Origin of the sequence: Cerasibacillus terrae, assembly GCF_008039555.1 — a bacterium.
Lineage (GTDB): Bacteria > Bacillota > Bacilli > Bacillales > Amphibacillaceae > Cerasibacillus > Cerasibacillus terrae.
Genome location: NZ_VDUW01000012.1, coordinates 35547 through 59325 on the forward strand (window position 1 = coordinate 35547; position 23779 = coordinate 59325).

The window sequence follows — 23779 nt, forward strand, 5'->3', positions numbered from 1 at the left end:
TTATTTGCTTTTAAAATTCTCTAGTGGTTGGCTCTTTCCAAACATCGGAGTTAATGTGCCGGGACTTTTTGCCCACTTCACAGCATTTTTTATCACCTGTTGAATTTCCTTGTTATTATAAGTAGGATAGGTTTCGTGCCCTGGACGAAAATAAAATATTCTTCCTTTTCCTCGTTTGAAAGTAGCTCCACTCCGGAACACTTCCCCGCCTTCAAACCAGCTAATGAAAATTAATTCGTCTGGCTTAGGGATGTCAAAGTATTCACCGTACATCTCTTCTTTGTTTAATTCTATATATTCCTTCTCGAGACCTTCTGTAATCGGATGGGAAGGATCTACCACCCATAACCTTTCCTTTTCATCTGCTTTTCTCCACTTTAAATCACATGTTGTTCCCATTAATTTTATAAATGGTTTGGAAAAATGAGCAGAATGCAGTACAATAAGGCCCATGCCATCTAATACATGTTCTTTTACTTTTTCTGCAATATGATCCTTTACCTCATCATGCGCTTTATGTCCCCACCATATAAGGACATCCGTTTCTTTTAATACTTTATCTGTCAATCCATGATCTTCTTCATCTAGTGTAGCTATTGTAAGTTGATGACCTTCTTCCTTAAGAAAATCAGCAATAGTCGTATGTATTCCATTTGGATAGATGGCAGAAACCTCTGGATTTACTTTTTCATGTCTATTTTCATTCCAAACTATAACTTTCAATATTCAAAACTCCCTTTATTCATACTATATGTCTATTCACTTCATTTTTAATCTAGTTTTTCACTCGAAGTGTTTCTTTTATTCGTAAAGCTTTTTCTGGGTAATCCGATATTATAGCAGAGCAACCTCGATCTATTAATTCTTTCATTCTTTCTTCATTATTTACTGTATATATCCTAACTGGAAAACCGTTCTGCTGTGCAATGTTTATCGTTTCTAAATCAGTCTTAGGGTCATGCGGATGTAATCCTCTCGCACCTAGTTTCTTAGCATAATTCCATGGTTCAAATAACTGCTGTGCATATAAAATGGCAGATTCTATCTTTGGGTTCAACTCGTTCACTCGCTTAAGTGCATAGTGATTAAATGAAGAAATAATTATTCTATCTTCTAAACCACTTTCTTCTATTTCATTAATTATCCTTTTTTCAAAATCAGGATATTGTATAGTTACATTTTTTAGTTCAATATTCAATGTAATCGAATTTCCTTGCATCCAATCTAATAGCTCTTTCAGAGTGGGAATTTTCTCACCTTTATTTTCCACAGAAAACCATGATCCTGCATCTAATTTCTTTATTTCTGCTAAAGTATATTCTCTTACTAAACCTGTACTATTTGTTGTGCGGTCAACAGTCTTGTCATGTATAATTACTATTTCATCATCCCTAGTTAAATGAACATCAATTTCTATCCCATCAGAACCAACTTTTTCCGCCTCTTTAAACGCAGCAAAAGTATTTTCAGGAAAAGTTCCTGAACTTCCTCTATGTGCAAATATCTCTGTCATTTTCAAAATCTCCTTATATAATACCTATTAATTTTGTCCAACCTTTTCTACGGTAATCTCTTCTTTTGGGAATGCTAAACAAGAAACCCACATCAGAACACCGAAAAGTATACTACTGCCAAACATGAAGAAAAGTATTGGAATATGACTATATATCAAATACACTACAATAAAACTTAGAAGTACTTTTGCAGTATGGAATGGGTGTCCAATAATAAGAATCAAGGAATATTTAAGGTAGTCTTTCATTTTAAAATCGTAGTGTACAAATATCGGAAAAATGATTAGAAGGACGATAAAAAATAAAAATATCAATACTAAAAATACTGCACTGATTAACGAAAATATCGGATGACTTATGGCTGTCTGGAAAAACCTCAAATCAAAGTAAAGAAATAGCCCTATTAATAAGAGCATATACCCGAGTATGTTCGCTGTTTTAAGATTTTCTTTAAAATAACCCCAATATGTCTTTCCAATATAAAAGTCTTTATCTTCATCCAAAAACCATTTACGAAACACAGCAAAGCTCGCTGCAGTTGCAGGAAAAAAACCAAATAAACCTAATCCTATAATCGTACACATCATCCATAGAAAATTTATATATGCCAACCTTGCAACCCATTCTCCGATGCGATAAACACCTATGAATAATCCTTCCATCCTAGTCATGCCTTTCCATTCAAAATTTTAAAAACTGAAAGGGTGAAATGTATTAACCACTCACCCTTTCACTTTCTATTAATAATTAACTTTCTTGATAACGTTCATATGCAGCTGCTTCAACTTCCAAATACTCTTCTAATCCCATTTGGTTTACTTGATCTACGAAGCTATCCCATTCACTAAACGGCTTGTCTCCACTAATGAACAATGCTTCTTGTTCATTAACAAATGTCTCAATGTCAGAACCAATTGATTGTTTGAAACTTAACTCTTCTTCCGTATAAGTAAATCTATTCCATATTTCTTCCGGTACATTCGGTTCTACTTTTTCACCTGTTTCTACTGCGCTCGGTAGTGATTCTGAACCTTTAAAGTATTTATGTTGTACATAACCTGGATAGCTTCCACCCATCCATGTAACATAAGGTGTTAATGCTTCATCCATTGTTAAACCATCTGGGTTGTTTGTGATTTCCTCTTTGAATACCAATTCGCCATCTTCTGCAACATCATATGTTTCGCCTTCTATTCCCATGAATTGGAATGTTGATCCTTCTTCACCAAAGAAGTAATCAATCCATCTAATAGTTGCTTCTGGGTGCTCATTAGCATCTGTTATAGCAAATGCTCCAACGTGAGCTAAAGGAGCTTTAACTTGACTGTATAAATTATCACCATGTGGTCCCTCTAATGCTCCAAGTCCTATGAAGTTATCCTGGTTCATAACAGTTATCGGGTTGGGAGAAATATTAGCACCAAGAATTCCTTGTGCTCCTTTAGCATTTAAATCTGCATCGTCCATTGTGTAAATATCAGAATCAATTAGTCCTTCTACATAAAGTTTATTTATATATTCTAACATTTCCTTATACATTGGATCTGTCTGTAAGAATCTCAAGTCATTTGTTTCTGGGTCAATATCAATATAAGGATGGTTAACACCTCTTGTACCAAGCCCCCATGCACCTTTTACCATATCACGTATTGCACCCGTGCTTGTTGCACTTAGAGGAATTTCGTCATTTTCGCCGTTCCCATTTAAATCTGTTTCCTTCACTGCTGTAAGAAATTCATATAATTCATCTGTCGTTGTTGGTTCTTCTATTCCAAGTTCATTCAACCAATCTTCATTGATCCATAATGGTTTACCGATTAACATCGGTAAAAAGCTGGGGTCATAATAAGAAGGTATAGAATAAATATTCCCGTCCGGCATTGTCAGACCTTTTCTCGCATCAGGATGTTTGTCAAAGAAGGCCTGAATATTCGGTGCGTATTCTTCAATTAAATCATTTAATGGGATAAATACGCCTTGTTGTCCATAAGAGAATAAATCTGCTGTAGGAATACGAGCAGAATAGAATACATCTGGATAGTCTCCACCAGCTAAGGATAAATTACGTCTTTCAGTTAATGAAGCAAACGGAACTTCTTCGAATGTAACATTTACATTTGTTTCTTCGGCATACGTTTCAAAAACTAAAGTTTCCTCATAATTGTCAAGATTTGGCTCATATTTACCAGTGAAAAACTCAAGTTCAATTGGTTCCTCCACAATCGGGAAACCTGTGTCATTTACATTTTCTGATGAATCTGTAGTTTCTACATCAGCACTTGCCGTTTCATCACCTTCATTCCCATCATTTTGACAAGCAGCTAGAAATGATATCATAAGTGAGAATAAAATGAACAATAACTTTTTCTTCATCTTTTCATTTCCTCCTTTTAATTTAACCCTTTAATGATCCAATCATTACCCCTTTAATAAAATACTTTTGCAGAAAAGGATAAATAATAAGCATTGGCAAACTAGCAATAACAACTACCGCGTACTTAAGTCCTTCTATTCTTAAAAGATGTTTAGCCACCCCCTCAGTACCTGACGTGGTCATAGCCGACATATCATCCTGGATAAGCATTTCTCTTAAAAAAAGTTGGAGTGGATACCTATCTGAATCTCGAAGATAAATTAATCCGTCAAAATATGCATTCCAATGTCCAACACCATAAAACAATGCCATAACAGCAATTATCGGAACAGATAATGGTAATACGATACGGATTAGAAAATTCAGATTGGTTGATCCGTCAATAGACGCAGCCTCTCTAATTTCCTCAGGTATATTTTGGAAAAATGTTCGCATGATAATTACGTTATAAACTGATACTGCTCCAGGAATAACCATTGCCCAAATTGTATCCACCATTCCTAAGTCTCTTACTAGTAAATAAGTTGGAATCATCCCACCACTAAAGAACATCGTGACCATAATGAAAGCAGTAATTGGACCGCGTCCATAAAAATCACTTCTAGATAATGGGTAAGCAATCATAATAGACATTATTAAATTAATTGCTGTACCTAGAAAAGTATAAAATATCGTATTTCGATATCCAATCCATATATCCCTATTTTGAAATGCTAATGAATAGGATTCTAAAGTGAAATCTGTTGGAAATAACCACAGTTCTCCTTGAAGCATTTTTTCTGGATTGCTAAATGAAGCACTTAGTACATATATCAATGGGTAAAGCATTAAGCAGATAACTAAAGTTAACAAAGCATAATTAAAAACAGTGAAAAGTTTGTCACCTGTGTTTAATTGTTTAAACATGGATAGCACCTCCGATTGATAGCTTTACCACAGGCTCACTTTGTTTATCTTTCTTGCCATATAGTTTACTATAATTAAAACGATGAAGTTGATAACTGATTCAAATAACCCAATTGCAGTCGAATAGCTATATTGAGAGCCAATTATACCTGTACGATAAACATGTGTTGCGATAACATCTGATGCCTCCATGTTCAGACTGTTTTGCATTAGGAATACTTTTTCAAACCCAACACCAAGAATACTTCCACATTGTAATATCAACATAATAATGATTGTTGATTTGATTGCAGGCAGGTTTATATGCCAAATGACTTGAAGCTTAGAGGCTCCATCAATTTTTGCAGCTTCTTGTAGCTGTGGATCAATGCCTCCAAGTGCTGCTAAATAGATTATTGAGCTCCATCCCATCGTTTGCCAGACACCAGAAAGGACATAGATTGTCTTAAACCATGCTGGTTCTGTCATAAAGGAGACTGGCTCTCCTCCAAGTGCAACAATAATATTATTTAAAATACCAGTCTGTGGAGATAAGAACATAAACAATAATGCTACGACTACTACAATTGAAAGAAAATGTGGTGCATATGTAACCGTTTGGACTATTCTTTTGAAACGTTTATTCTTCACCTCATTAATCATCAAAGCCAAGATGATTGGGATGGGAAAACCAACCGCCAGCTCGTATAATCCAATAACAAGTGTATTTTCTATTAGTCTTCCAAAATAAAAGCTATTAAAAAATCTTTTGAAATGTTCGAATCCAACCCAGGGACTTCCAGTTATTCCCTCTACTGCAATAAAATCTTTAAATGCTATTTGCGCTCCATACATCGGGTAATATTTAAAAACTATAAAATAGATGATTACTGGAAAAATTAGTAAATATAAATCCCAATTTTTTTTGATGGTTTTCAGGTTTGAGTTTTTTCTGTTTCTCTTTTGCTTTAATTTTTTAAGTTGTTTACTTTCGAGAATTGGTGCTCCTTCTATTGTGGATCGATTTTCCAAAACTTCACCTCCCTATGATACCCACAGCCCACAATTAAGAGTATAGTAGACAAACATTAATGTTCTGTTATGTATTTATTAAGATAGCGTAAAATTAATACTGAATATTGGGCATTTTCAGTTTAGGGGCTTAATTTAAAATAATAAATTTTTAAACATAATCTGGTAGAAATGAGCCATGAGATTCAATTAAATCGTCACACAAAGAAACAATATCATCCATAGACAATTCAGATGAGGTATGCGGATCTAACAAAGCTGCTTGATAAATATGTTCTTTCTTCCTTGACATCGCAGCCTCAATTGTTAGTAACTGTGTGTTGATATTTGTTCTATTTAATGCCGCTAATTGTTCGGGTAAATCTCCAACATACGTAGGTGTAACACCACTTCCATCTACTAAACAGGGTACTTCTATACATGACTTCTCAGGAAGATTACTGATAATTCCTCCGGTATTTAATACATTACCGCCAATTTTAAATACTTTATTTGTTTCCATCGCTTCGATAATATACGAACCGTATTCATGTGTTCTTTTATGTGTAAGTTCTTTATTTTCCACTAAATCTTGACGCATTGAATTCCAGTTTTCAATTTGCTTAACTGACCTTCTTAAATATTCATCTATGGGAATGTTGTATTTATCTATTAATTCAGGATATTTTTTCTTAATAAAATATGGATGATACTCTGCATTATGCTCTGAAGATTCTGTAACGTAGTAACCAAACTGTTCCATTAGTTCGAAGCGAACCATGTCACGATGCTTCTTTTTTTGTTTTTCGCGAGCTCTTCTTTTAATCTCTGGGTATAAATCTTTTCCATTTCTCTCAATTTCAAGTAGCCAAGCCATGTGGTTTATCCCCGCAATTTTTGTATTTACGTTGTTTGTCGGTAGATCAAGAGAAGTTAAAAGTCTGTCGGCACAAACTTGCACACTATGACATAATCCCACTGTTTTTATTCCGGTATAATGAAGCATCGTTCCAGTTAATACAGCCATAGGGTTTGTATAGTTGAGCAGCCATGCATCTGGACAAACTTCTTCCATTTCTTTTGCAAAATCCATCATAACAGGGATTGTTCTCAAGCTACGAAAAACCCCACCAATTCCAACTGTGTCACCGATTGTCTGCTGTAACCCATATTTCTTAGGAACAGCAAAATCTATAACCGTACTTGGTTCATACCCCCCTACTTGAATGGCGTTAATAACATACTTTGCATTTGTTAACGCATCTTTTCTATTTGAGTAAGCAACAATGTTTACAGTTGAACCTAAATTTTCCCTTAGGTTATTCAGCATTGTTTCAGAATCCCGTAATTTTTCTGGGTCAATATCATACAAGGAAAACTCAAACCCCTGCAAAGCATCGACTTTTAGGCAATCACCAAGAATATTTTTTGCAAATACTGTGCTTCCTGCACCTAAGAAGGTAATTTTTCCCATACTTCAGCCTCTTTTCTTTTTGTTCACAAAGCAAAAGTAGATATCTTTGCCACATATTGCTTTGATATTCCAATTCAATATTTAATAGATCTTTGTTACAATGTCAGTATATATAGTAATGCAGTTATAAACAATGGTAAATAACCATAGAAAGAAGGGTAAAATATTGCCATCAGTAAATTCTCAACAAAATTACAGTACATATGGTTTTCTGTTTAGGGGTGAGCACATCGATCGCATCGCTGGGATCCATACATTGGGTTGGGAAATTCGTAAAAACAGCTCCTATTACTTGGACGGATTAACACGAAGTGAAGTTGGCAAAGTGATTTTTCAATACACTTTAAAAGGCAGAGGTGAGATCAAGTTAAATAATAAAATTTATCAGTTGAATCCTGGTAATGCCTTTTTTGTTAAAATACCCAGTAATCACCAATATTATTTACCAGAGGATAGTAAAGAATGGGAGTTTGTCCATATCACACTTTTTGGTGAAGAATCTCATCACATCTTTAATTCCATTACCGAAGAGTTCGGACATATACTAAATTTAGAACTAAATGCTAAACCAATCCAGCTAATATTCAAGCTATATGAAAAAGCTATTCGTAATGAGATAAGGAATAGTTATGAAGCATCTTCCTTCGCATATTCTTTTTTGATGGGGCTAAAAAGCTACTCAATAAATCAAAATTTCCCACATGATAAAGTTCCTATAACAATTATAAAAGCAGTTCAGTTTATACATAGCAATTATAGAAAACAGATTACTTTAAATGACATCGCTGAATCATCAAATCTTTCGAAATACTATTTATCACGGTTATTTAGTCAAACAATGAATATAACACCATTACAGTATTTAACACAATTTCGGATGAGTAAAGCTTTGGAGCTACTGAATGATGGCAATCTGACAGTTGAAGATATTGCTTCAAAAGTTGGTTATTCGAATGGAAATTATTTCACAAAAGTGTTTCGTTCTAAAGTAGGTATTTCTCCTGGTAAATATCGCAACAAAGAAAACTTTGTACCGTTTGATAAAGTGCTTCAACATTTAACATTATTTGAAGAATAAAAACAGATCTGCGATTTTACGATATAATATGAATAACTCACTAGCATTGCATTAATTAAGACTAAATATTAACAATAGGCATGATTTTCAATAATTTAAAGAAAAAATCCTTTATAATGGATATAGTCAGGTGGTAACCCATCAAAATCCAATAATAAAGAACAAATCTCATGGATGCGGATTCAATCGTTTCAAAGCCTTTTTCAGGATACTCCGGTCTATACTTTATTGTTCTGAATATAGACTCCGAATATGGATTATCATTACTTACACATGGTCGTGAATAAAATCGCTGAATTCCTGACATTTCTTTTGATGAAAGTTTATTTTTGGGTTCGGGGACATGTTGCAAATCGACGATGTTCTTCCTTCACACTTCCTTCTACCACCCACCTCTCATAAGTTCGAACACTAATCATACTTAAGTTTATTCCTTGTATAAATCCTTTTCCCTGCAATACGCTACCAACTCTGTTTCGTTCAGGGTGTACGTTTCTAAAACAACAGGGAATTTATCTTCACTACTCCATTGCGTGGATACTTTTTCATCTCCTGAAGCTACATAACCTGCCGAACGTGCCTCTGTTCTGAAGCTGCATAAAGTCGCATCCGAAATCCCATACCATTTATAAAATTTACCAATTGACTCGTTATTAGGGGGGCATCATTCTCGTTACTATTGCTTCTATCATTTCTTTTGAATATCGGATTATTTTTTGTCATTTAATTCAACATCCGTATACTAACTAAAGTAATATGCGACAGCTATCCTAACATAGGAGCTATGAATGTTAAGAAAGTATGAAGAAAAGTTGAAATTTTTGTAAAAAACACCGATGAAACTTTACAAAACCTAAAAGGAGTTACTGCCTCTGTTCTAGTATAATAGAGATATTGTCTGAAATAGAAAAGAGGGATTTTATGATCAGAAAGCTTGGGAAACTATTTCCATCATTACAGCTTCTGGATAACTTCCACGATACTCCAATAGATTATAAATGGTTTATTTCTGAAGATGGTCAGATTATCGGAATACATCCTAATGAAATATCAAAGAGAGACAGTAAAATCCTTTCCATTTTTTTACAGCCATATAATATGAACATTCCTCCGCTGACAGATCAGGAGATGTGGTGGAGCAAACGTATTCACGATGATCACAATAAGAGCGAGAAAGTAAAGCCATTTCGCTTTATTTATTTTAAAATAAAAGGGAAACAAGTGGATGGTGCTGCATTTAAAGAAGCACTGCAAAATCTATACACAAAGACAATCCCCGTATTATGGGAAAATGATAAGGAAGGAATCATTATAGAGTCTGAAGCAAATGCTGTAGAAGAAACAATCGATTATGAAAAAATTATTGATGTTTTCATGAGTGATTTGTATATGAATATTAATTTTTTGGTTGGTCCATATTTTCATTCACTTAAAAAAATAAATATACACTATCATTCCATGGTAAGAGATGCTAAAACTGCTTTCTCCTATTCGAACCAATCCGTGATTACTTATAAAGAAGCAATTCTTTATAGTATGGTAAATCAGATCGATGATGCCTTTCTTACAGAAGTAAATAGCATTTTATTAGAAAATATTGAACATGATTACGAGCTTTTAAAAACCATTAAAGTCTACATACAATGTAATTTAAACACTACCGTTGCAGCCAGAAAACTGCATTTACATCGCAATAGCTTACAATACCGTTTGGATAAATTTGTCGAAAAAACAGGAATGAATATCAAAAAATTCAACGAAGCTTCGGTTGTTTATATAATGATTCTGTCGATTATGCACAATGAAAAATAATATCTTTATGCATCCTGCCCGTTGCTACTCTTGTGCTTTCATTTTAAGATAAGTGCAGCACATATAAAACGGAGGTATAAGAAATTGGCAGAATTACGCTTGGAAAACATTCAAAAAGTATATGGAAAAGATGTTGTTGCAGTAGATGATTTCAACTTACATATTAAGGACAAGGATTTTATCGTTTTTGTAGGTCCTTCTGGTTGCGGAAAATCGACAACCTTGCGCATGATTGCTGGGCTTGAGGAGATTTCTGAAGGTGAGTTATATATTGATGATAAATTAATGAATGATGTAGCTCCTAAAGACCGTGATATTGCCATGGTATTTCAAAACTATGCATTATATCCGCATATGAGTGTGTACGATAATATGGCTTTTGGCCTAAAGCTTCGTAAGTTTAAAAAAACGGAGATTAAAGAACGTGTGGACAATGCGGCAAAGATATTAGGTTTGGATACGTTCTTAGACCGCAAACCTAAAGCTCTATCTGGCGGGCAGCGTCAGCGGGTTGCCTTGGGTCGTGCGATTGTACGTGATCCAAAAGTATTCTTAATGGATGAACCCTTATCCAACCTAGATGCAAAACTGAGAGTGCAAATGCGTGCTGAAATTCAGCAACTCCATCAGCGTCTGCAAACAACTATGATTTATGTTACGCATGATCAGACAGAAGCAATGACAATGGCCACACGTCTTGTTGTGATGAAAGACGGTCTCATTCAGCAGATTGGTACACCAAAAGAAGTATATAATAATCCACAAAATATGTTTGTCGCTGGATTCATCGGTTCTCCAGCCATGAACTTTTTTAAGGGTATCTTTCATGAAGGGAACTTCCAAATGGGAGAAATTAAACTGAAGCTACCAGAGAATAAAATAAAACTTTTAAAAGAACAAGGATATAAAAATAAAGAAATAACTTTGGGTATCAGACCTGAAGATATTCACAACGAGAGTGAATTTATATCAGAATCACCTGAAACTAATGTAATTGCAAGTATTGAAGTAACAGAATTAATGGGTGCAGAAACGATTTTGTATGCTAAGGCAGCTGATCAGACTTTCGTTGCTCGCATCGATGCTAAAACGGATTTGAATATCGGGGAAAAGATTACGTTAGGATTCGATATGAAACACGTACACTTTTTCGACCTGGAAACAGAAAGTAAAATTAAATAAAAAAGAACAAAATCGCTAACGCGACTAAACCACGTCCCAAGTGAGATTTAATCACTTGGGACGTTTTTTACTTCAATCATAGTGCAATTAACAATAAGAACAATCTAGTTAAACTTGTTCTCTGCTTTTATCCACGCTTAATTCACCGATGATATATTCAGGAACTTCGTCGGTACATAACAATCAAACTATTTAAATAAGACAACTAATCCAAAAGATTCTTCGTCATCTAACCAATCAGAAAAAACTTCATTTAATTTATTCTGCTCTTTTTGATTTCCTAAATCCGTAACCCCTTCACCACTCTGTTTCTACTCCTTCTACATATTTCCCCTTTTTGAAAGTTATATCTCTTTACTTTTATTTATTTTCATTGTGTTATTATTCAGATAACTATCCACCTCTAGAAGAAGAATAGATTTGGAATAGGTACAATAAAAGGAAGTTAGGCTAGCTATCCTCAACAAAAAAGAAACTGGTATGTCAACACTAAACTAAACAATATTTGTCTAACTAAGTGTAACCGATTCACAGAACACCTTTTGGTAAATCGGTTAGGTCATACTCATTTTCAAGAATTTGTTGATACTCTTTAAGTCTCTTAGTAAATTGTTGTATGATATTTTGATGCTTCTCGTATTCTTCTATTCTTTCAAAAGCATATATTTGTTTCAATGTACCCCCCCCTAAAACCAATATTCAATTTTAATTTACAACTTAGCAAAACTGTCTATTTATTATGATTAGTTTTCTTAGATTCATTTCTTCAGGTTATTATTTTCAATAAATCGTTCAAAATCATCGTTTGTTTGTTGACTTAATCGATGTTCGTTAAATTTTTCGTACTCTTCGGTGGCTATCTTGTCAGCGACCGATTTAGAGACTCTCCCGGCATTTTCAAGAATATCACGATCATTAAATTTCAGAAACGCATTTAATCTATCAAGCCAGTCCTTCATATACATTGGATGTTGCCTTTCAGCCTGGTCCTCAGCATAATCTAAATACATCGTAACAATTCGATTAAGCGACTTTAACTCCTTTGCAGATAAATAATTTTTAACAACAGTAACATCTTGTTTGCGTACTTTGTCACCTTTCCATGAAGTAAGTCCCATGTTTGCTTTCTCCGCATCTGCTCTATCTGATATGAGTTCAGCAGCCGTCTGACCATGGATTGCAAAATGTAACTTGTTTTGAACCGTCGCAAAGAATTCCTGTGTTACTTCTGCTTTAGGATCATAATCTACAGATGTAGCGTAAATATCAGTAATCTTTTGATAGAACCTTTTCTCTGAAGCACGAATATCGCGAATTCTTTCTAGTAACTCATCAAAGTAATCCTGTCCAAAATTACGCATTTCTTTCAACCGATCGTCATCAATTGTAAAACCTTTGACAAGGTATTCATTTAAGCGTTCTGTTGCCCATTGACGGAACTGTGTGCCTCGATGGGAACGAACTCGATAGCCGATTGCGATAATCATTTCGAGGTTATAGTGTTTTGTCTTATAATTTTTACCATCTCTCGCAGTTGTCAAGTAAAACTTGACAACTGAATCCTCATCTAATTCCTTCTCTTCAAAGATATTTTTTATATGAAGGCTTATATTCTGCTTAGTCGATTGATACAATTCTGCAATTGCCTTTTGTGTCATCCATACTGTTTCATTTTCTAATCTAACATCTATTTTTGTGTTTCCTTCTTCTGTTTGATAGATTAGTATATTAGTTTCATTTTGCACTCTGTTCACCCCTTATATTTGTATTATTTAACTCCCTTTTCTTCATTAAAAACTTAATAATACGATTAAGACCATTAAACTCCTCATCTTCATTAACCCTTATAAATTCAACACCTAATCTTCCCTCAATAAACTTTTGGCGTTTTGTATCTTCATCAAATTGATTTTTATGATGTTTTTCATCATATTCAATTACTAATCCAACCTCTGGTAAGTAAAAGTCAACAATATATTTTTCAACTTTGAATTGCGTATAAATATCAACAATACCATCTAATGTGCTCTCCAACATTTTACCAAATTGCTGCTCTTTAATAGGTATAAATACTAGGAACTCCTTACATGTACCATTTTCATTTGCAAAATTCATCAGTTTATTAAATTCCTCAAAATACTGTCCCCTAATAGCAATATTAAAAATAACATCTAGATTATAATGTAAAATCTTCCTTTTTACTTTTCTAGGGCCTTCATGTTTTTCTACCGTATAGTATTTTAAACAATTTTCTTTTTCCAGGCTATTAAGGATATTTTTAATATGTTCATTAATAGTATTAACACCCTTTTGGAATAACTCTGCAATTGCCTTCTGTGTCATCCAAACTGTTTCATCTGCTATTTTAACTTCTACTGATGTATTCCTGCCCTCTGGTTGATAGCTCAAAGTTTTTATATTATTTAACATTGCTCTACCTTTCTTTTCTACATTCTTCTATGTACTATTATATCATTTAAACATCGAATAGTTGTACATAAACAGAACGTTCATTCCCCTGTTATAACTTTTTCTAAAACAAATATAAAACCCCTTCAGGCTTGTTATAAAATCCTTAGGGGCTGTTAATTTATTAATTAATTTGTGCTAATACGGTTTTACATAACTCAACTTCCTCCCTTTGCTTTACCACTACTTGTGGTACGGTTCTCCGTACCGGTTTGTAGGGTAAAATAAGCTTAGGGTGGCCTAAAATTGGCCACCCTTTAAGCAGTTTTTTCATAATAGTTTTTAAGTTTAGTAGCTAAATCATTAGGTAAACTATTTATAAATCTTGTGATGTTGCCTGGTTTATAATACTTTCGCATTAATTCTACAATTTCATTTATTAAATCTGTTTCTTTTGTTTCTCTATTCCAAATTTCATTGATTCCATGAATCGATTCTTCCTGAATAACATTAACTGTATTACCTTGAAAGTAATATCTTAAAATAACATCAAACTTAACTGAACCCAATTCCTCTTCAAACAATAATTCACCTACTATACTATTATCCCGTTTTGTAAAGCTAATCCGCTTATAATGGCTTAAGAATATGTTATCCGCTAGTTCAGAAGGTTGAACACCCTTTGTCATATAAAGCTTTATTAACTTATTTAACTTTTTATCGATATCTTCCATCATTTTTATAACATCCTCCTGATTTCTTCCACAAGCTTCTCAAGGTATTTTTTTGAAGCTAACAATTGATCTGGTTCTCTTTCTTTGACTGGGCCAAACTTTCTGGATAAACGAAGATTTATATACCACACTAAAATGCCATCATTAGTAGTTGAAGATGATAGATTTTTTATTAACCCTTTAAATTTATCATAAAGTTCATACTCCTTAGGTTCTATGTTTTTCTCTTCTAGCACTGCTTGTACAGCCTCATTGGCATTATTGTATAAATAATCCCTTGTTTTTTTTCTTAGCAATTCAGGTCTTTTTGAGATTAATATCTCATCGATTTCACCTTTTTTCCTTTTTATAGCCTTCTCTCGTAACGCAGCTTTTGTCACTTCGATTTCTTCATCATCTAGACCCGCTTTTTTTAAAGCATCTAATTTAGATAAAACGTCTTTATCAACTTCTTCACGAGCAACTCTAAACATTTCATTAAAATCAATCGATTCTAAATATGAGTCATTCTCACTGACAAAATAATCGTCCTTATCTATCATTGCATATACAACTTCTCTTTTTGTGTACTCCCTGTCTGAAAACTCATATTCCCTGATGGGAATTTTTTTACTCCTTTCAACTTCTCTTGAGAAGTGTTGCCACATATCATTTAAACCAATTTCCTCGTGGAAAATTACAACTGCATTATTATCTATTGCAAAACTTTGGATTTCATTATCTGGAATGGTTCTTAGTACTCTCCCTACAACCTGTGCAAATCCATTTAGGCTTCTATAGGGTCGAAATAATGCTAAAACCGTCAAATATTTGTGGTCATAACCCTCCATTAACATATTAACAGATACAACAACTTCACATTCGTGATTTTCTATGGATAAAAAAGCTGCATCCAACTGATCCTTATTCATACCACTATGAACAATAACTACACTTTTCCCTTTCTGATTATACCACGAAGCGATATCTTCCGCGTGATGAATACTGCAGGCAACAGCTAAAATTTTATGAGGTACTTCGGTTGAATACTGCTTAATTTGTGATAGTTGGTTAATACTTTCTTCGATTACGTCTAGAGAACAATCTTTAGAGAGTGCGACTGACTTCTCTAGCCATTCTTTTTCTTTTAATGCTAATACTTCATCTTTTGTCAGTTTTTCTCCTTGGTCTGGTATAGTAAAATATAGGTTACTGTTATTAATCGTTTGTTTTCTCAGCCACTTTACATACTTTAGTGCCATTACCTCAGATAATGGAGTATTGTGTATTTCTTCTCCTGGTAACTCTTTATGATCACCCCTATATGGAGTTCCTGTAACATGTAATTTTTTTGCTTCTGAGAAATAGTCCAAAGCATATTTCCAAGTATCAGCAACAGAATGGTGTGCTTCATCAATTATTATCATGTCAAAAAAATCTCCTGGCACTCTATTTATTAGGGAACTTTCTCTATCTTTATATAACTTATGTACATTTGCAATTACCACATGGCATTTTTCTAAGCTCGATTGAAGCATATCTGATTCATATTCTTCAACGACTGGCATATCCATAGGGTCAAATAACACATCGTAATTCAACCAAAAGTTTTCTTCAAGTGGATGTAATGTCTTAACAACACTCTTTTTTGTAACTAATCCTGGAGTTATCACTAGAACTCTTTTTGTTGCTACACTATATGGCGCAATAGCAATCAAACCACTTTTGCCCGTTCCAGTAGGTAACACGACAAGTGCCTCACCATTTGGGTTGGCATTAAAATATTCTCTTATTTTAATATAAGCTTCTTTTTGTGGATCTCGCAGTTTATTATTATTCTCAATATTTGGTACGACTTCAGAAAAATAGCTCATTAATATCCACCCTTTAAAAAATCTAATATTTTTATTGTACCAAAAACAAAAACAATTCTGTTTTATTAAATAAAAAAACATAATAGGCATGTATCAAATACATGATGGTAGGAGATTGGTATTTTTCAGACATAATTTCATACTCTGTTCTTATAAACGAACTGCTTCTGACTGTTTGATAAGCAATCCCAAATACGCCTTAACTTCCATTCTTCTAGCTTCAACAATTGATATTTTTCTCGGTTTCTTCGGATTGTTATTTTAAAATGAGACCTTTTGAAGTCAATTCTTTCCTTTTCAAGTCTCCATATAAGAAGTGCTAGCTGATTTGGTGTAAAGGCCCTTCTCTCCTTAAAATACTCAATAAAACTTTCTATATTGAATTCTTGATCCTTAGTAGCCAATGTCACTAAAGTATTTAGAACACTTTTTTCCTTTGCTTTAGTAACAAGTCTGCTCCTATCCTTAGATACTTTTTTCCTTGCATCTTCAGTAGACAGTGTGCTGCCTGAATCATCTATTACTGATATATTAAACCTATTAATACACTCTGATCCAATCAGCAGTGAATTGCTATTTTGGTTATTAACTATTTCAAATTGATATCTTATGTTCTGTTGATCACATAATTCACATGTTTCATCTGGAACTTCTACATCAAACATATTTCCCACATACACCCACTCATCCAATGCTTTTCTTATATTGTACTTTTCATCGCTAACTGGAAAGACATTTTTCTTGATCCTTTCCATCCAACTCATAATATCACCTCAATATTTTTCTAAACATATCAATTTCATAGCAATATATCAGTCACCAGGTGAATAGGAGATCGTCCGTTCTCACTTATTCTTTAGATTGTGATATTACCTGAGAAATATGTTCAACCATTTCATCTACAGTAAACTTATCCGTACTTAGAGCAAACTTATCAACCAAATAAGGATTATATTGACGCACTTGTTCAACCGAAACATCATGCCATATCGGCAATATAATTATTTTCTTTTCATTAATTTCTCGGTTTAAAAAGCTCTTGAATTCGTACTCAGACCATCCACTCTGAATGAAATTAGATGATAGGAAGACCACAACAAATCTTGAATTTAAAATTCCCATATTCATCATATCAGTTTGACTTTGCCCTATTTTGAACACCTTTACATCCTCAAAGACATTGAGCCCTTTATTACTTAGCTTTTCAGAAAGTTCGGTAACAAAAGTTTCCTTATCAAGACTTGAATGAGATAAAAATACGTCATATTCTATAATTTCCTTTTCATGTGCAGTATGCTTAACATCTATAGCCAGTTCATTTAACCTTTCTGATATTTCCGATACCTTGTTCATATAATTCTCATTCGTGTTTGTTTGAGATTTAATAGTTTTCATCATTTTTTCGTACTCCCGCTTTTGTTCTTTATCGACTTTTTCTTTATTTCTGTTAATATCATCATTATTTTTGCGAATCTGTTCCATTAACTGTGTCATTTCTTTTTCATACTTTAATAGATTCTTCTGATATCGTTCCAACCTTTGTAAATCCGATCTCGTCACATTCTTTTTCTTTGTTATTGTATTTATTTTCTTTGCTTCATCGTCTCTTCTTTTCCTTACCGCTACCAGTTTTTTTGAAAGTTCACCTTCTTTTCTGATGGTTCTTCTTAAGTTAGTCTCGTTGATGCTCATTACCTTACCCCTTTTCTACATTTGTAGTTTAAATTATCAATATCGTATAAATAAAACGCTAAAGAAACTGCAACATTTATAATTAACAGTCTTTAGCGTTCTTGTTAGTTAAAATCCTAGATGTCTAAGCTAAACACTCTAGCGGTAATTTATTATATATTCTCTTTCAATTGCTCATAACTACTTGCAACATCGTACTTAACACCATTCTCAAGTGCAGCAAAGTGCTTACGTCCACATTCAATCTTACCATCTTCACGTAAGCGAAGATCCTCTTGATCTGTACTTCCTTTTGTTTCGATGACGAAGAAAAGTTTTTCTACACCATCATTCTCGACTAGTATTGCCCAGTCAGGATTATAGTTTCCTAATGGAGTGTCAATGACAAAGGATCCAGGAAGTTTCACAAATAACTTTACATCTTCATCATTATTAAGTTTCTCCGCAAATGTTTTTTCTGTATCAGAATCATACTTAATGTAATTATAGACAGATTTGTCATCATCAACTTTAACTGCATTAGCTTTCATATATCCTACAAGCTCTTCATTTTCAAAAAGTGATTGCTCATAATATTCGTAGTCACCAATCTTCTCGTATTTAATGCCATCAATGATCAGTTTACGCTTTTCTCGATTAATGATTTTCATTACTGCTTCCATAAATGCTTGTGGATCCCTTTTAAAATCATCTAGACGTTCGGACTTTATAAGTATATCCACTATAGTTCGGCGTTTAAGATTTGTTTGCTCCTGCAGATAACGTAATATGTCAGGTAGCCTTCTATCTTCTTCCAAAGCTTCATATACCCTTAATGTTTGTCCTTCACCTGTAACCCCAGAGTGCTCAACTTTCAAGAGTGCATTTTCCCGTTTAACTTTTCGTGCTCTAAATGGGGCTAATTTTCTAATTGCTGATACACTTTCGTTCATTAGTCTTTCACTATCCAATTGAACGGAATATGTAGTTTTATATTTAATCTTATCCCATAATTGGTTGAAGTCTTCACTTAGTAATACTTCTTTATTCAACCCAATGGAAACTTTATCTTTTTCATTAAATACAGGTAGCTTTTTAATCGACTTTTTAATTACCCGCTCAATCTCTTGTTGTACAGGTAAAAATTCATCTGGCACCGAAAAATCTTCACTTACTAAATCCTGTTTAAGAGAATCTTTTACTTTACCTTTTTTATCGATGTATTTCTTTTCTAACAGATAATCAAATAATTTCTCGGACTTTTTATAACCAAGTATTTGTTCTTCATTATTTTCGTCCTTAAAAGTAATTGGTGCGAAAGCCTGTTGCTCAATATATCCAAACTTAATGCCTGTTTCATCTTCCATTTCTTTTTGAAGTGAATCTGCAAACTCCTCATAGGATTCATTTGCAACAACGGTTAATATATTGTCATTTTCATCATAAACACGGCGACCATCTTTGCTAACTGGTAAGCGAAGACCACGTCCGATTTTTTGTCGTTTTGTTAGCGTGTCTTTTGTTTCGACTAACGTACAAATTTGAAATACGTTTGGGTTATCCCATCCTTCTTTAAGTGCCGAGTGAGAAAAGATAAACCGCGTTGGCTCCTCAAAACTTAGTAATCTTTCTTTATTCTTCATGATCAGCTCAAAGAAGGATTCATCATCTTTATTCGAACGGAGAGAACCATCTTTTGTTGTTCGACTGTCTTTAAAATTCCCCTTTTTGTCTTGCGAGAAGTAACCGCCATGAACATCTTCCACATTAAAGTTTGTAAGAAAACTATCCTCTTTAAACAACGCATGATATTTCTGATGCTTAATTAGGTTCATATACTCTTCTTCAAACATTTGAGCATATCTCCCATGGCTCCATGTACCATCATCGTTATAAATACGATAGTTAGCAACCTTATCAATGAAAAACAAGCTAAGTACCTTTATCCCTTTATGAACTAGTTTTAACTCTTTGTCTAAATGAGTTCGGATTGTTTCACGGATTTGATATCTTTTTAAAAGGTTATCGTCCATACCACCAATCACTCCACCAAGTCCCAGTACTTTGCCATTTTCAAACTCTATCGATTCATTGCCTGGGAAGCAATCAATTCCATCTACAACATAACCTTGATATAAATCACGCTCACCAGATAGTAGGAACAGATTGTTCTTTTTATTAGGATCTATCTGTTTTCGAACACGCGTTACATTACCGTTTTTCTTTTTCTCGTCAAGCTCTATCGTTGCTTTATAACCACTCTTGTTTGAAACACTAATAAGCTTAATGTATGGATCGTTATAATCATCATCCGAATTCACTGACAGCACTTCGATCTTTTTCACTAATCGTTGGTCATAAGCATCAATAGGATCCAATTTATACATCAAGTTATACGTTTCTCTATGTGTTGCCGAATAACGCAATTTACATAATGGGTTGAGTGATGTAATTGCTTCTTTCGCCTTCTCTGTATTATCAACACTTTGAGGTTCATCGATAATGACTATAGGGTTTGTTTCTTGAATGAACTCAATTGGTTTTTTCCCATTCATCGTATCCCGCTCACGATGGATAAGATTCGCTTTTGTCTCTTTCTCAGGATCATCGAAACTTTTCCTGAATGCGTCGATGTTAATAATCATTACTTCAATATCACTACTTGTTGCAAACTCACGAACTTTCTCTAGCTTTGATGAATCATAGATAAAATAATGACAATGCTGCCCTGGGTATAATTCATTAAAATGATCAGCAGTCATTTGGAACGATTTGTATACCCCTTCGCGTATAGCCACACTTGGTACGACGATTATAAATTTCGAAAAACCGTATTTTTTATTTAGTTCAAAAATACTACGAGTATACACATACGTTTTTCCAGTACCAGTTTCCATTTCGACAGTAAAGTTCCAGTCCTGGATAGCATTACTTTTCTTCAAGTGATTTCGCATTTGTATCGTTTGTATATTTTCTAATATTTCTTGTTCTGACAGTTCAAGTTTATTACCAATACCTAATTCTGTTTGTTGCTGTCCAAGAATATGTCCAGCACCTACTGAGAAGTTAGATACTTTTACAGGTTGTCCATCAAAAATGTCTACAATAGAGTTGACAGCATCTAATTGGTATTGCTGTTCATCGAATTTAATCTTCATTACTGAACACCTCCTTAAATAACACGGATATCTTCTACGTTGTGGCGCTTTAAGATTTGTTGAGCATTTGTTCGAACTGTGTCATCTTTGAACCCTTCATCATAGAAAACAACACGTGCAGGTTTTAATTCCGCGATCTGTTCAATAATTTCTAAAGTAAGATCACGTTCCAAACAAATTAAAAGATACCCCATTCCTACATCATAAACTGCCTTTCCTGCTATTTCTTTCTGTGTTATAGGTACAGTTAAATCAACACCATACTTAAGTAAAACTTCATAAACAACATCCTCTTGTGTTCGCCCTTCTTTGACTGGATCAATCATATCCAGTAAATCTTTTTCAAGATCTAAAGATTCTTCGTCCCATGCTTGTAGGTTAGTTTCATCCAACTTAAACACCTTGTATCCATTGTCTAAATTAACAGGAAGACTTTCCCCAGCATTTTTTATTCTTAATGCACTAATCTGGGCAATATTATCAAATCTATTAATTGATGCATTACTATTGTCAGATAACCTTTCATCTAATTGAACCATTATAAACCTTCTATTTTTACCATCTTCGGCATTCAATTCCATAACCGCATGGGCTGTTGTGCCGGAACCTGCAAAGAAATCTAAAATAATATCATCCTCATCAGTTACTAACTCAACTAAAAACTTAATTAATGAAACAGGTTTCGGAAAGTCAAATATATCCATACCTAAAAGTCTATGTACAATTTTTGAGCCAATTTTAGTAGAACCTTTATCTTTCAATATTGTTGCAGGATTAATTATAGATCTTTCTTTTTGATACCTTAAGACGCCATTACTGTTAAAAAAGAACTTTATTACCTTTTGACCCTTACTATCAAATACTTCTTCTCCATCGAACCAAGCCTTCATTTGATTTTTCATAGACCAACCTGCTTCTAGGATTATATCCTCAACTAATTTCCCATGCTGTGCAATCATTTTACCTTCAATTAATTTTACCTTTTCCGAGCCGCCCCATTCACCTATAAGTTCAGTTCCGTCTGGAGCATTGAATTCTGTACCCGCAGGAAATTTAAAAGTACTACTTGGATTTTTATTAGATATTTTTTTATTAGCCCTATCCTCAATAATTCCCTCTCCACCTGAGAAATTCGGAAGAAGATTTTTATCCTTTGCAAAGCATAGTATATACTCATGAGATCTCGTAAAGTGTCCAGCCTGGGTGCCAGTCCCTAAATCCCAAATTAATTCTGCTAGTAAGTTTTCTTCACCAAAAACCTCGTTCATAACTTTTCTTAAATTAGCCAATTCAATATCATCGATTGAAACAAAAATAACTCCTTTTTCATTCAACAAATTTCTAGCAATCTTAAGACGCGGATACATCATATTTAACCAATCTGTATGGAATCTTCCATTTGTTTCCGCATTAGACTTCATATTCTCTTCTATACGTTCTTTATAATTTTTCACATTATCACGAAAGTCATCTTTATAAACAAAATCTTTCCCCGTATTGTATGGAGGATCAATATAAATCATCTTAATTTTATTTCTATATGAATTTTGAAGGATACGTAAAACTTCCAAATTATCCCCTTGAATAAATAGATTTTGAGTTGTATCCCATTTTACACTTTCATCTTTACACGGACGTAATGTTCCAGTCGTTTGTTTCTGTGCCATCTGTATAGCTTCTGTCTTACCATTCCATGTAAATTCATAACGCTCTTTATCCTTTTCAACATGTTCCCCCAAAGTCAACATGAACTTATCCATATCAATTTTATCCTCTGTAAATATGTCAGGAAATAGTTCTTTCATTTTCTCAATGTTATCTTCAACAACATCAAATGTTTTACCGTCTAGCTTATCCATCTAACACAACTCCCTTATTTGTTTCAATATCTGTTCTTTTTCTTGTTCCCTTTTCTTTATCGTCATGTGGAGTTCCATCTTTTCCCCAAAATCAAGCCGTTCTTTTTGTGATTTTCGAAGTTGATCTATGCTTTTATCGACATCATTAAGTGAAGTGATTAGTGGTAACAACTCTTCAGACGATGTACTTATTTTGGGATAGGTACTCATTTTTTCAATTAATGGGCTCATCGTTATCGCTGAATGCACACTTTCATAAAACGCCCAGAGATTACTATATGATAAGTTATTAAAACGAATCCGCTGTAGAAAACGTTGTACTCCATCATTAACATCCGATAATGTAATCCAGGGTGACTGAATTACATTTCCAACTACGACCTTAGTCTCATCATTGTTGTTTAACCTCTTATGCGCAGCACTAATGCTAATGTTCTCATTTTCATAGGATGCAATAATTACAATTGGATTTGGCAAGACTTTGTGAAACAGCTTCACCATTCGTTCATACCTGTTTATCGTTTTAAATGAAACGGATAGCCAATAGATTTCTTCATACCGCTTATCTACATTAACGTACTTAGAAATGTTTAGTGTATCCTGTTTGCAGATAGCCAGTAAATAGATGCTGTCAATTTCAGTAGTTAACAGCTCTTTTTCAGCAGGTGTTAATTGACCTTGATCATAAAATTGTTTCTTCGCTATTTTACGATTAAAGACAGTTTTTTGCGGCATATGGAAAACATCAATAAGTTGACTTCGCAT

Annotated in this window: 20 protein-coding genes; 3 read left to right on the forward strand and 17 right to left on the reverse strand. The window is 33.8% G+C overall.

Translation table 11 applies throughout. The features are described from left to right. The 7 genes from FHP05_RS13460 to melA form a co-directional block, all read right to left on the reverse strand. Positions 1-723 (reverse strand): ThuA domain-containing protein, encoded by a 723-nt coding sequence (locus FHP05_RS13460; RefSeq protein ID WP_191126356.1) that lies wholly within the window; start codon positions 721-723, stop codon positions 1-3. Positions 724-775: 52 nt separating this feature from the next. Then, positions 776-1513, reverse strand: a complete 738-nt coding sequence (locus FHP05_RS13465) for a glycerophosphodiester phosphodiesterase (protein WP_210766938.1) — start codon at positions 1511-1513, stop codon at positions 776-778. A gap of 27 nt (positions 1514-1540) precedes the next feature. Then, a complete protein-coding gene (locus FHP05_RS13470) occupies positions 1541-2185 on the reverse strand; it encodes a YesL family protein (RefSeq protein WP_147669178.1) in 645 nt (214 codons plus the stop codon). A gap of 76 nt (positions 2186-2261) precedes the next feature. After that, positions 2262-3887, reverse strand: coding sequence for an extracellular solute-binding protein (locus FHP05_RS13475; protein ID WP_147669181.1), 1626 nt, complete (start codon positions 3885-3887; stop codon positions 2262-2264). Positions 3888-3909: 22 nt separating this feature from the next. Beyond that, complete coding sequence (locus FHP05_RS13480; protein WP_147669184.1) at positions 3910-4794, reverse strand: carbohydrate ABC transporter permease; 885 nt, start codon at positions 4792-4794, stop codon at positions 3910-3912. A gap of 24 nt (positions 4795-4818) precedes the next feature. Further along, positions 4819-5712, reverse strand: a complete 894-nt coding sequence (locus tag FHP05_RS13485) for an ABC transporter permease (RefSeq protein ID WP_230974010.1) — start codon at positions 5710-5712, stop codon at positions 4819-4821. Between the two features lie 244 nt (positions 5713-5956). Further along, positions 5957-7258: an alpha-glucosidase/alpha-galactosidase gene (gene melA / locus FHP05_RS13490; protein WP_147669187.1), complete on the reverse strand. Its 1302-nt coding sequence runs from the start codon at positions 7256-7258 to the stop codon at positions 5957-5959. 133 nt (positions 7259-7391) lie between these two features. On the opposite strand from melA, the gene FHP05_RS13495 reads away from it, so the two are divergent. The 3 genes from FHP05_RS13495 (at position 7392) to FHP05_RS13510 (ending at position 11330) form a co-directional block, all read left to right on the forward strand. Beyond that, positions 7392-8336, forward strand: a complete 945-nt coding sequence (locus FHP05_RS13495) for an AraC family transcriptional regulator (protein ID WP_147669190.1) — start codon at positions 7392-7394, stop codon at positions 8334-8336. Positions 8337-9257: 921 nt separating this feature from the next. Continuing rightward, positions 9258-10148: a PucR family transcriptional regulator gene (locus FHP05_RS13505; protein WP_147669196.1), complete on the forward strand. Its 891-nt coding sequence runs from the start codon at positions 9258-9260 to the stop codon at positions 10146-10148. Between the two features lie 84 nt (positions 10149-10232). Further along, positions 10233-11330 (forward strand): ABC transporter ATP-binding protein, encoded by a 1098-nt coding sequence (locus FHP05_RS13510; protein WP_147669197.1) that lies wholly within the window; start codon positions 10233-10235, stop codon positions 11328-11330. Between the two features lie 528 nt (positions 11331-11858). On the opposite strand, the gene FHP05_RS15415 is transcribed toward FHP05_RS13510, so the two are convergent. The 10 genes from FHP05_RS15415 to FHP05_RS13555 form a co-directional block, all read right to left on the reverse strand. Further along, entirely contained in the window at positions 11859-12005 is a 147-nt protein-coding gene (locus FHP05_RS15415) for a hypothetical protein (RefSeq protein WP_191126357.1), read from the reverse strand. 83 nt (positions 12006-12088) lie between these two features. Then, positions 12089-13075: a virulence RhuM family protein gene (locus FHP05_RS13515; RefSeq protein WP_147669200.1), complete on the reverse strand. Its 987-nt coding sequence runs from the start codon at positions 13073-13075 to the stop codon at positions 12089-12091. Continuing rightward, complete coding sequence (locus FHP05_RS13520; protein ID WP_147669203.1) at positions 13065-13760, reverse strand: DUF559 domain-containing protein; 696 nt, start codon at positions 13758-13760, stop codon at positions 13065-13067. Before FHP05_RS13520 ends, FHP05_RS13515 begins: the two co-directional genes overlap by 11 nt. Positions 13761-14056: 296 nt before the next feature. Continuing rightward, a complete protein-coding gene (locus FHP05_RS13525) occupies positions 14057-14476 on the reverse strand; it encodes a hypothetical protein (protein WP_147669206.1) in 420 nt (139 codons plus the stop codon). A 2-nt stretch (positions 14477-14478) separates the two neighbouring features. Further along, the gene (locus FHP05_RS13530) at positions 14479-16326 is read right to left on the reverse strand and encodes a DEAD/DEAH box helicase (protein ID WP_147669209.1); all 1848 of its coding nucleotides are present in this window, start codon (positions 16324-16326) and stop codon (positions 14479-14481) included. A 137-nt stretch (positions 16327-16463) separates the two neighbouring features. Next, a complete protein-coding gene (locus FHP05_RS13535; protein ID WP_147669212.1) occupies positions 16464-17090 on the reverse strand; it encodes a hypothetical protein in 627 nt (208 codons plus the stop codon). Between the two features lie 85 nt (positions 17091-17175). Beyond that, a complete protein-coding gene (locus FHP05_RS13540) occupies positions 17176-18018 on the reverse strand; it encodes a toll/interleukin-1 receptor domain-containing protein (protein WP_147669215.1) in 843 nt (280 codons plus the stop codon). Positions 18019-18170: 152 nt separating this feature from the next. Further along, the gene (locus FHP05_RS13545) at positions 18171-21155 is read right to left on the reverse strand and encodes a type III restriction-modification system endonuclease (protein WP_147669218.1); all 2985 of its coding nucleotides are present in this window, start codon (positions 21153-21155) and stop codon (positions 18171-18173) included. A 14-nt stretch (positions 21156-21169) separates the two neighbouring features. Further along, a complete protein-coding gene (locus FHP05_RS13550; RefSeq protein WP_147670227.1) occupies positions 21170-23014 on the reverse strand; it encodes a site-specific DNA-methyltransferase in 1845 nt (614 codons plus the stop codon). Next, the gene (locus FHP05_RS13555; RefSeq protein ID WP_147670229.1) at positions 23015-23779 is read right to left on the reverse strand and encodes a DUF4391 domain-containing protein; all 765 of its coding nucleotides are present in this window, start codon (positions 23777-23779) and stop codon (positions 23015-23017) included.